The organism is Nonomuraea sp. NPDC005983, assembly GCF_040614375.1.
GTDB lineage: Bacteria > Actinomycetota > Actinomycetes > Streptosporangiales > Streptosporangiaceae > Nonomuraea.
Genome location: NZ_JBEXUP010000017.1, coordinates 84,886 through 94,891 on the forward strand (window position 1 = coordinate 84,886; position 10,006 = coordinate 94,891).

The following is a 10,006-nucleotide window of genomic DNA, read 5'->3' on the forward strand; positions in this document are numbered from 1 at the left end:
CGGGTCCCCCTCTAGGTGTGGACGGGTCCAGACTACGCCTGAGCGAAAAGGTCGCCGTGTTCCTCCACTCTGGCGAGCACGTCGGGTGCGGTGAACACCAGATCGTCGGGGTGCTCGCAGCTTTCGACCTCCTTCCACAGCAGCGGAGTCGAGACGGCCGGACGCCGCACGGCGCGCAGCGAGTACGGCGCGACGGTGGTCTTGGCCGGGTTGTTCTGGCTCCAGTCGATGAACACCTTGCCGGGCCTGAGCTTCTTGGTCATCACGCTGACCACCTGCTTCGGCCGCTCCTTCTCCAGGAACCTGGCGATCCGCCTGGCGTACACGGACGGCTCCTCGCGGCAGTCCCAGTCGGCGTAGAGCTGCATGCCCTTGTTGCCGCTGGTCTTCGGCCTGGCGGTGAGGCCCTCCGCCTGGAGGACCTCCCTGAGCATGAGCGCCACCCGGCAGCACTCGACGATGGTCGCGGGCGGGCCGGGGTCGAGGTCGAAGACGAGCGTGTCGGGCGGCAGCGCCTCGCCGTCGTCCGAGACCCGCCACTGCGGCACGTGCAGTTCCAGGGCGGCCAGGTTGGCGTAGAAGACGAGCGTCGGCAGGTCGTCCACGATCGCGAAGTCGATGGTCTCGCGGTTCTTGGTGCTGCCCGGCACGGGCAGCCTGACCTTCCTGATCCATCCGGGGGTGTGTTCCGGGGCGTTCTTCTCGAAGAAGAACGCCCCGGCGACGCCGTTGGGGTAGCGCTTGGCGGTCAGCGGACGGCCGCGGAGGTGAGGGAGGATGGCCGGGGTCACGCGGCTGTAGTAGTCGATGACCTCGGCCTTGGTGAAGCCGATCTCCGGGTAGAGCACCTTGTCCAGGTTGGTCAGTATCAGCTCCCGGCCGTCCACCCTGACCGGCACCTTCACCGCGTCACCTCCGCAGGGATCCTGTCGGGACGCAGCCCGCGCCACACCGGATGGCGCAGCCTCAGCTCGTCGGTCCACATCGTGTAGCCCACCTCCCCGACCAGCTCGGGTCTAACCCAGCGGTTGCGCCAGGGCGGCTCGTTGCGGAAGGGGCTCTTCGACACCTCCAACGGTCGCAGGAGTGTGTGCAGGTGGTCCAGCGCGGCGTCGGTGAAGCCGGTGCCGACGTGCCCGACGTAGGTCAGCCCCTCGCCCGTGAACACCCCCATGAGCAGCGAGCCGATCCCGCCCGTGCGGCGGCCCTTGCCGGGCTTCCAGCCGCCGATCACGACCTCCGTGGTGCTCAGGTGCTTGACCTTCACCCACCACGGGGATCGCACGCCCGGCCGGTACGGCGAGTCGAGCCGCTTGGCGACCACGCCTTCCAGCCCCTGCTCGCGGGTGGCGGCCAGCAGGTCGGAGTCGCCGGGGAAGGAGGGCGGGGCGCCGATGTCCAGCTCGTCGAGCAGGCTGCGCCGGTCGCGGTAGGGCAGGTCGAACAGCGGCAGGCCGTCCAGGTAGAGCAGGTCGAAGGGCAGGTAGGTGACGGGGTACAGCTCCAGCATCCGGGGTTCCGGGTCGGTCAGGTGCATGCGGTGCTGCAGGCGGACGAAGCTGGGCCTGCCGCGCGGGTCCAGCGCCACGACCTCGCCGTCGATCACCGCACTCTTCACCCCGAACCCCGAAATTTCGGGATACCGGTGGGTGTATTCGGCTCCGTGGCGTCCCGTCACCCTCAGCCCGCCGTTCAGGTGGACGAGCGCCCGGATGCCGTCCCACTTGACCTCCAGGCCGTACCGCTCGCGATCCAGGGGCAGTTCCCCAGGTACGGCCAGCATTGGTTCAATCTGGGTTGGCATTGGTCGCCCCATGACGGGTATGTGCCCATCTGGATCCGCGCTACAGCTGAGGAGTTGCCCCATGCGCAGCATCTGGAAAGGTGCGATCTCCTTTGGGCTGGTCACCATCCCGATCAAGGTCTACTCCGCGACGGAGCAGAAGGACGTCACCTTCCACCAGGTTCACCGCGAGGACGGCGGCAGGATCCGCTACAAGCGCGTGTGCACGCTGGACGGCGAGGAGGTCTCGTACTCCGACATCGCCAAGGGCTACGAACTGGCCACGGGCGAGATCGTGGTTCTCACCGACGAGGACTTCGAGGACCTCCCGCTCAGCACCTCGCGCAGGATCGACGTCCTCCAGTTCACCCCCGCCGAACAGATCGACCCGATCTACTTCGCCAAGTCGTACTACCTGGAGCCCGACGGCCAGGGCGCGAAGCCGTACATGCTGCTGAGGAACGCGCTGGAGAGCTCGGGGCAGGTCGCGGTGGTCAAGGTGGCGCTGCGCCAGCGCGAGTCGCTGGCCACGCTGCGGGTGCGCGACGGCGTGTTCGTGCTGGAGACCATGTTCTGGCCGGACGAGATCCGCAAGCCCGACTTCGCCTTCCTGGAAGAGGACGTCGAGGTGCGGCCGCAGGAACTGCAGATGGCCGAGTCGCTGATCAGCACGATGGAGGCGGACTTCGACCCGACCGAGTACCGCGACGCCTACCGCGAGGCCCTGCAGGAAGTGATCGAGGCCAAGGTGGCGGGCAAGGAGGTCATCGTGCCGCCGGAGGTCGAGGAGGAGGCCGGCCCCGCCGTGGACCTCATGGCCGCGCTGCGGGCGAGCGTCGAAGCGGCCAAGCGGGAGCGGACCGGCGAGCCGGCCAAGCCGGGGAAGGCCGCCAAGGCGTCGAAGGAGATCGCGAAGGACGCCGAGGAGAAGGCCCAGAAGCGCAAGCCCCGCAAGTCTGCCTGACCGGGTCCACCGCGAGCCGGCCCGGCCGCGTCGTCGCGCTCGCGGGTCTCCCTTCAGCTCAAGCGGCCGAGCCGGGAGAGCCAGGAGAAGTCAGCCGGGATGAAGACGGCCGGGAGAAGAAAAGGAAAAGGCGCCTTCGGCGACGTTGCCGAAGGCGCCTTTGAAGAGTTTCCGAGGGAGAGATGGGACGAACCCGTTGTCCATTCCGCCGGAATACCATGAGAGAACGAATTCTCCGGGCGAATTTCGGGCCGGCGGCCTTTTCGAGTGCCTGTGTTCTGTACGGGGTCATCGCCTGCCGTGGCGAAACGATGATCCTGGAGAACACAGGCACTCAGCCGCGCGTCCGGAACTCACCTCGACCGGGAGCCGGTCGCATGGCTACGTCCTCGACTGGCCTCTGCGTGGGACGCCCGCGTGGGGCGCCACCGCGCGGTGACTAGTCCTCTTCGTTCTCGTCGTCGTTCCGGTTGAACTGGAACTGACGCTCCTGCTGACGCTGGCGCGCCTCCGCCTCGTTGTCCTGGCGCTGACGGGCGTCAGCGTCCGAGAAGCCGCGGACGTTGTTGGTGTTGTTGTTGTGGATGCGGACCCTGAGCTTCACCCGCTGGCGGCCCTGACGGCCGCCGCCCCAGCCGCCGCCGCCGCCCCAGCCGCCGCCCCAGCCGCCGCAGCGACGGCCGCAGCCCCAGGTGAGGACGGAGGTGCCAGTGCTGGCGGAGGCAGTCGTGGCGTTGGCGGCGCTCGCAGTGGCCAGCCCGCCCAGGCTGACGACTCCACCGGCCATGGCGGTGCTGACCGCGAGGCCCGCGAGGACACTCTTGAACTTGGGCATTGAATTCCCCCCTAAAGGATCGGTTGCCCCGTTCTAGATATTTTCCGGACTGATCGAAAAATATCTCGGATGGCGACTAATGCGTCATCCATGCGATTTCATTTCCGGTGCGCAGGCCACGCAAACGGCGGTCGTCCTCTTTTGCTATACACTAACAATCTCATTGCTTGCATTAAGTATTTATGAAATGAAATGACAGGATTTGTCCGTTTTCGCCCCTGGCTCTCGGATGCCTGCGCAACCACTCTGATTGGCGGGGAGGGGGTTGCGGATGTCGCCGTCTCGTGGTTCGCCCGAGGGGGTGGTGGCGCAGTCCGTGACGAACGGTTGAGGCAAGGTCCAATGCGTAGAATGTCCGAATAAGTACCATTAGGGCCGCATTTGTGTGGAATGGGAATTATGGCGGGCCAGGGCCGGTTATCGTGGAGTGAGCGAGAAGGAGGCCGCATGCCAACAGCGCCGATCCCGCACTGGCCAGGACGGACGATCGGCTCGGTACACGTCAGATCGACCCCGGACGGCGCTCCGGAGCAGGCCGTGTTCGTGCACGGACTGGCCGGTTCCGCCACCAACTGGACAGACTTGATGGACGAGCTGAAGGACGTGGTCACCGGCCACGCCATCGACCTGCCGGGCGCCGGGTTCTCGCCCGCCCCCGCCGACGGCGACTACACCGTCGCCGGTCACGCCCGCGCCGTGGCCGGGCTGCTGGAGGAGACGGGCCCCTCCCACCTGTTCGGCAACTCGCTCGGCGGCGCGGTCGCCGTCCGGGTCGCCGCCACCCGTCCGGACCTGGTGCGCTCGCTCACGCTCATCTCGCCCGCGCTGCCCGACCTGATGCCCAGGTACGGGCCCGTCCGCATCGCCGCCGCGGCGACTCCCAGGCTGGGGGAGTGGGTGGCGGCCACGATGCGAATGATCCCGGCCGAGCAGCGGATCAACGCGAGCTTCGCGATGGTCTGGGCCGACGCGGAAAGCGTGCACCCGGAGCGGCTGCGCGAGGCCGTCGACGAGTTGCGCAGGCGCGACGGCCTGCCGCACGCGGGCGCGGCCATGATCGGCTCGGCCCGGGGCATCGTGGCGGAGTACTTCCGCCGGGGCGAGGAGAACCTGTGGCGCCAGGCCGAGAGGATCCAGGCGCCGACCCTGATCGTCCACGGCAGGCGCGACCGCCTGGTCCGGCCGGCGATGGCCGCCAAGGCGGGCAGGGCCTTCCGTCAGGTCAGGCTGGTGCTGCTGCCGCGCGCCGGGCACGTGGCGATGATGGAGATGCCGCAGGTCGTGGCCGTCGAAGCACGCCGTCTGATCAGTGAGACACGATTGGGGAATGCCCCACTCGCCAAGTAGGTTTCAGTGAGGGACAGGACCCCTGGAAACGGGAGCGTAGAAAGTGTCGTTGCCACCGCTGGTCGAGCCGGCCGCCGAGCTGACCGTCGACGAAGTGCGCCGCTACTCGCGCCACCTGATCATCCCCGACGTGGGGATGGCCGGGCAGAAGCGGCTGAAGAACGCCAAAGTGCTGTGTGTGGGCGCCGGAGGGCTCGGTTCGCCCGCGCTCATGTACCTCGCGGCGGCGGGCGTCGGCACGCTCGGCATCATCGACTTCGACGTCGTCGACGAGTCGAACCTGCAGCGCCAGATCATCCACGGCCAGTCCGACGTGGGCAGGCTGAAGGCCGAGAGCGCCGCCGCCTCGGTCCGGGAGATCAACCCGCTGGTCGACGTCGTCATCCACAACACGGCGCTGACCACCGAGAACGTGATGGAGATCTTCTCCGGCTACGACCTCATCGTCGATGGCACCGACAACTTCGCCACCCGTTACATGGTGAACGACGCCGCGGTGCTGCTCGGCAAGCCGTACGTCTGGGGCTCGATCTACCGCTTCGACGGCCAGGCCAGCGTGTTCTGGGCCGAGCACGGCCCCTGCTACCGCTGCCTCTACCCCGAGCCCCCGCCTCCCGGCATGGTCCCGTCGTGCGCCGAGGGCGGCGTGCTCGGCGTGCTGTGCGCGTCGATCGGCTCCATCCAGGTCAACGAGGCCATCAAGCTGCTCACCGGCGTCGGCGACCCGCTCGTCGGCCGGCTGATGATCTATGACGCCCTGGAGATGAAGTACCGCGACGTCAAGGTCCGCAAGGACCCCGAGTGCGTGCTCTGCGGCAAGAACCCCACGGTCACCGAGCTGCTCGACGACTACGAGGCGTTCTGCGGCACGATCTCCGACGAGGCGGCCGAGGCTGCCAGCGGCTCCACGATTACCGCCCAGGAGCTCAAGGCGATGCAGGACAACGGCGAGAACATCTTCCTCGTCGACGTCCGCGAGCCGAACGAGTACGAGATCGTCTCCATCCCCGGCGCCACGCTGATCCCCAAGGGCGAGTTCCTCAACGGCAACGCCTTGGAGAAGCTGCCGCAGGACAAGCGCATCGTGCTGCACTGCAAGTCGGGCGCGCGGTCGGCCGAGGCGCTCGCGGTGGTGAAGAACGCCGGGTTCTCCGACGCCGTCCATGTGGGCGGCGGCGTGCTGAGCTGGGTCAAGACAGTCGACCCGAGCCTGCCGACGTACTGAGACCCATACCGGCCTTAATGCGGATGACAGCCGGTCCTCCGCATTAAGGTCGTTGGCGTGAACAACGCCCGCCCTGGCCCCGCCCTCGTGGCCGCCTCCGCGCTGACCCTGGTCTGCGCGGTGGCCGCCGGAGTCGCGGGCAGCGCGGCGGGCTCCGAGCTCACCCGGGGGCCCAGCACGTCCGAGCTGCACGCGGCGGCGAAGCGGGAGGTGGCCGAGCGGTGGCGCACCTGGCAGACGGGCCGGATCTTCCCCGCCTCCCTTCCGTACTCCGCGGAGCAGGGCGGCGAGGAGCGGGCCAGCCGCGTCGGCATCTCCCCGCGCACCGCGTGCGCCGGCTCGGTCGACGCCAAGGCGGCCAGGACGCTGCGCCAGGCGGGCTGCCGTGCGGTGCTGCGCGCCACCTACATCGACGCGCTGCAGGGAGTGATGGTCACGGTCGGCGTGGTCGCGCTGCCCGACGAGGTGGACGCCCTCCGCGCCAAGTCGGCCTTCCCCGAGACGGGCAAGCCGGTGCCCGGCCTGCGCCCGCTGGCCTTCGAGGGCACGGTCGCCGACCGGTTCACCCCGCCGGTGCGGCAGGTGGGCTCCGTCCGGCAGGCCGGCCCGTACCTGGTGCTGACCACGGCCGGGCAGGTGGACGGCAGGCCCGCGAAGGCCGTGGGCGAGCAGCGTCCGACCATCTTCGCGTTCGCCGCGGAGATCTCCGAGCACGTCCTGGCCGACCTGAGCACGCCGCGGATGCCCGACTGCGCCTCACCGGAGTGGCAGTGCTGAGGCGTGGCGGGGTGCTCGCCGTGGCCGCGGCGGCGCTGCTGGGCGCGGCGGCGCCCGCGCTGGCCGACGACGTGCGCGGCGGGCAGCAGCCCGTGATCAGTACGCTCGACCTGCCGAAAGCGTGGCGGGAGAGCAAGGGCGCGGGCGTCACCGTGGCCGTCCTCGACTCCGGCGTCGATCCGCACCACCGCGACCTGGCCGGCTCCGTGACGGTGGGCAGGGACTTCACCGAGGGCGCCAACCCGCCGGGGGTGCCGCCGAGCCGCCTGCACGGCACCTACATGGCCTCGCTGATCGCCGGCCACGGCCACGGCCCCGGCGGAGAGCGGGGCGTCATCGGCGTCGCCCCCGAGGCCAAGCTGCTGTCGGTCCGGGTCATCCTGGAGGACGAGGAGCCGGGGTTCCGCGAGTTCAACTCGGCCGAGCAGTTCGAGGACGTGGTGGCCAGAGGCATCCGGTACGCGGTCGACCAGGGCGCCGAGGTGATCAACATGTCGATCTCCAAGGAGCTGGCGACCAGGGAGGAGCGGGCGGCGATCCGCTACGCGATCTCCAGGAACGTGGTGCTGGTGGCCGCCGCGGGCAACGACGGCGACGGCAAACCCGACGCGAGCGGGTTCGCCCCTTACTCCTATCCGGCGGCCTTCCCGGGGGTGGTCTCGGTGGGGGCGACCGACCGGAGGCTGCGCCGGGCGACGTTCTCGAATTGGAACTCCTCGGTGGTTCTGGCCGCGCCGGGCGTGGACATCATGGGCGCGGGGCCGGGCGACGAGTACTGGGTGGGCAGGGGCACCTCGCAGGCGACGGCGCTGGTGTCCGGAGTGGCCGCCCTGATAAAAGCGAAATATCCCGATATGTCGCCGTCGCTGGTCGTGCAGGCCCTGACCGCCAGCGCGACCGACCGCCCGCCGGGCGGCTACGACACCGGAACCGGGTTCGGCGTGGTCAACGCCGCCAAGGCGTTGGCCGAGGCGGGCAAGCTGGCCCCGCACACCCAGACGGCCGAGGGCGCGCAGGCGCAGGACCCCGCCCAGCGCGTCGGCGGCGGTTCTGCCGGCCCCGTCAAGGTCATCACGAGGGACCACGGCCGCGTCACGACCTACGGCGTGGTCGCCCTCGTCGCGGCCGTCGGCGCGCTGGCCTCGCTGGGGTTCATCTTCGCGCTGGTCAGGCGGCTACGCCGGGCTCAGGATGGGCAAGACGCATGATCCGCCCCCCAAGGGGGACGAAAGAGACAACGAGCGAACCGGGGATCGAGGCGGTGGTGAAGGGACGTAGGTCGACCTCAGGGCTGCCGCGCGGCGGGGGAGGAGCCACACCGGGACGGAGGAACCCGCTCGGCGCCACCACCGGCCGCAGGTCACGCGTGCGCTCCTGGCCCGCGGCGGGCTCCCGTGTCACGGCCGCCGCCAAGGAACGCGCCGAACAGGCCGCGCTGCGCGAGGGCGTCCGCTACCGCCGCTGGTTCGTCATGCTGGTGGGCGCCATCGTCGCGGTGTCGGCCGTGGTGGTGCTGCTCGGCACCGTCGGGCTGTTCCAGGAGACCAGGGCGCGCCCGCTCACCCCGGACGAGCAGAACCGCTACAAGCAGGAGGAGATCGCCAGGCGCTGGCAGGCGTGGCCCGCCTCCGGCGTCTTCCCCGACGAGGTCAAGTACATCGGCCTCGACCAGGCCCAGCAGTACGCCAGGCGCGTCGGCATCGCCCCCGAGACCGAGTGCGGCAAGGCTGTGGACTCCGCGGTGGCCGGGGTGCTCAACGAGCACGGGTGCGTCACCGTCCTGCGCGCGACCTACGTCGACCAGACGTCCACGTTCGTCATCACCGTCGGCGTCGCCGTCCTGAAGGACGAGCAGTCCAGGGTCTCCGCGACCGAGCAGCTCGGCCAGGACGACCGGGTCGGCGTGCTGCCCGTCTCCTTCCCCGGCACGGTGACCGAGCGGTTCGGCGTCGAGCAGCGGCAGCGCACCGGCTGGGTGGGCGCCGGCCCGTACATCGTCTTCTCCACCGCGGGCTACGCCGACGGGCGCACCAGGGCCGCCATCCCGCCGGAGGAGATCCTGCACAGCGAGCTCTGGCCGGCGGCCAAGTCCGTCGGCAACCAGATCGCCTACTTCCTGGCGGACCCGCCCAAGGTCCCGCCCTGCACCCAGGGGAACGTGTGCTGAGCGCCGTCCGCACGCTGACCGCCGTGCTGCTCGCGATCCAGGGCCCCGCGGCGGCGCCCGTCAGAGAGCAGCAGCAGTGGGTGCTCGACGCGCTCAACGTCGAGCAGGCCTGGACGCTCACCAAGGGCAAGGGCGTCACCGTCGCCGTCGCCGACACCGGCGTGGACGCCGGGCTGAAGGAGCTGCGCGGACGCGTCACCCTCGGCCCCGACATGACCTCGGCCAGCCTGGAGAAGCAGGTGACACCCGGCCAGCACGGCACCGCCATGGCGGCGCTGATCGCCGGGTCCGGCACGGACAAGGGGCTGGTCGGGGTCGCGCCAGAGTCCCGCATCCTGTCGCTGCCGCTGTCGGTGGAAGAGGACGACCCGCTCAACTCGGTCGCCCCCCAGGAGGACCAGCAGTCCGCGCTGGACACCCCGCTGGCTCGCGCCCTGCGTTACGCGGCCAACCACGGCGTGCAGGTCGTCAGCATGTCGATCGGCTCCTACGGGCCGCTCAGGTCGGAGCGCGAGGCGGTCTCGTACGCGCTCGGCAAGGGCGTCGTGCTGGTCGCCGCCGTCGGCAACGACGGCCAGACCAAGTACGCCAAGGACAACAGCACCTCCTACTGGAGCTTCCCCGCCGGATATCCGGGGGTGATCGGGGTGGCGGCCGTGGACAAACAGGGCAAGGGCGCCGCCTTCAGCAGCGACAACCTGTCGGTGCTCGTCTCAGCGCCGGGTGTGGGCGTGCCGGTGGCGAAGCGGACGGGCGGCTACGAGCTGTCCGAGGGCACCAGCTCGGCCGCCGCGCTCGTCGCGGGCGTGGCCGCGCTGATCAAGGCGCGCCACCCCCGCCTGGGGCCCGAGCAGGTCGCGCAGGCGCTGGCCGCCAGCGCCAGGGGCCGCCCGGCCGCCGGGTACGAC

General features: G+C 70.0%; 10 protein-coding genes. 7 read left to right on the plus strand and 3 right to left on the minus strand.

Annotated elements, in window-relative coordinates; all coding sequences use genetic code 11:
• Window positions 1-32: 32 nt before the first annotated feature.
• Window positions 33-905 (minus strand): non-homologous end-joining DNA ligase, encoded by an 873-nt coding sequence (gene ligD, locus ABZ297_RS11200; protein ID WP_355342992.1) that lies wholly within the window; start codon window positions 903-905, stop codon window positions 33-35.
• Window positions 902-1,783 (minus strand): non-homologous end-joining DNA ligase, encoded by an 882-nt coding sequence (gene ligD / locus ABZ297_RS11205; RefSeq protein ID WP_355342995.1) that lies wholly within the window; start codon window positions 1,781-1,783, stop codon window positions 902-904. The genes ligD (ABZ297_RS11200) and ligD (ABZ297_RS11205) overlap by 4 nt, the downstream gene beginning before the upstream one ends.
• An 82-nt stretch (window positions 1,784-1,865) precedes the next feature.
• Here ligD (ABZ297_RS11205) and ABZ297_RS11210 point away from each other — a divergent pair, with 82 nt between their 5' ends.
• Window positions 1,866-2,747: a Ku protein gene (locus ABZ297_RS11210; RefSeq protein ID WP_355342998.1), complete on the plus strand. Its 882-nt coding sequence runs from the start codon at window positions 1,866-1,868 to the stop codon at window positions 2,745-2,747.
• A 439-nt stretch (window positions 2,748-3,186) separates the two neighbouring features.
• On the opposite strand, the gene ABZ297_RS11215 is transcribed toward ABZ297_RS11210, so the two are convergent.
• On the minus strand, window positions 3,187-3,582 hold the full coding sequence (locus tag ABZ297_RS11215) for a hypothetical protein (RefSeq protein ID WP_355343001.1): 396 nt from the start codon (window positions 3,580-3,582) through the stop codon (window positions 3,187-3,189).
• 447 nt (window positions 3,583-4,029) lie between these two features.
• On the opposite strand from ABZ297_RS11215, the gene ABZ297_RS11220 reads away from it, so the two are divergent.
• From ABZ297_RS11220 to ABZ297_RS11245, 6 genes are all read left to right on the plus strand, one after another.
• Window positions 4,030-4,929, plus strand: a complete 900-nt coding sequence (locus ABZ297_RS11220) for an alpha/beta hydrolase (RefSeq protein ID WP_355343004.1) — start codon at window positions 4,030-4,032, stop codon at window positions 4,927-4,929.
• Window positions 4,930-4,972: 43 nt separating this feature from the next.
• Complete coding sequence (moeZ, locus tag ABZ297_RS11225; protein WP_355343007.1) at window positions 4,973-6,154, plus strand: adenylyltransferase/sulfurtransferase MoeZ; 1,182 nt, start codon at window positions 4,973-4,975, stop codon at window positions 6,152-6,154.
• A gap of 57 nt (window positions 6,155-6,211) precedes the next feature.
• Complete coding sequence (locus ABZ297_RS11230; protein ID WP_355343010.1) at window positions 6,212-6,931, plus strand: hypothetical protein; 720 nt, start codon at window positions 6,212-6,214, stop codon at window positions 6,929-6,931.
• Window positions 6,925-8,139 carry a S8 family serine peptidase gene (locus ABZ297_RS11235; RefSeq protein ID WP_355343013.1) on the plus strand — a complete coding sequence of 405 codons (1,215 nt, stop codon included), beginning with the start codon at window positions 6,925-6,927 and terminating at the stop codon, window positions 8,137-8,139. Before ABZ297_RS11230 ends, ABZ297_RS11235 begins: the two co-directional genes overlap by 7 nt.
• Before the next feature lie 56 nt (window positions 8,140-8,195).
• Entirely contained in the window at window positions 8,196-9,098 is a 903-nt protein-coding gene (locus ABZ297_RS11240; protein ID WP_355343016.1) for a hypothetical protein, read from the plus strand.
• Window positions 9,092-10,006 (plus strand): S8 family serine peptidase (locus tag ABZ297_RS11245; protein WP_355343019.1); only part of this gene is annotated, 915 nt, incomplete at its 3' end. The genes ABZ297_RS11240 and ABZ297_RS11245, both read left to right, overlap by 7 nt.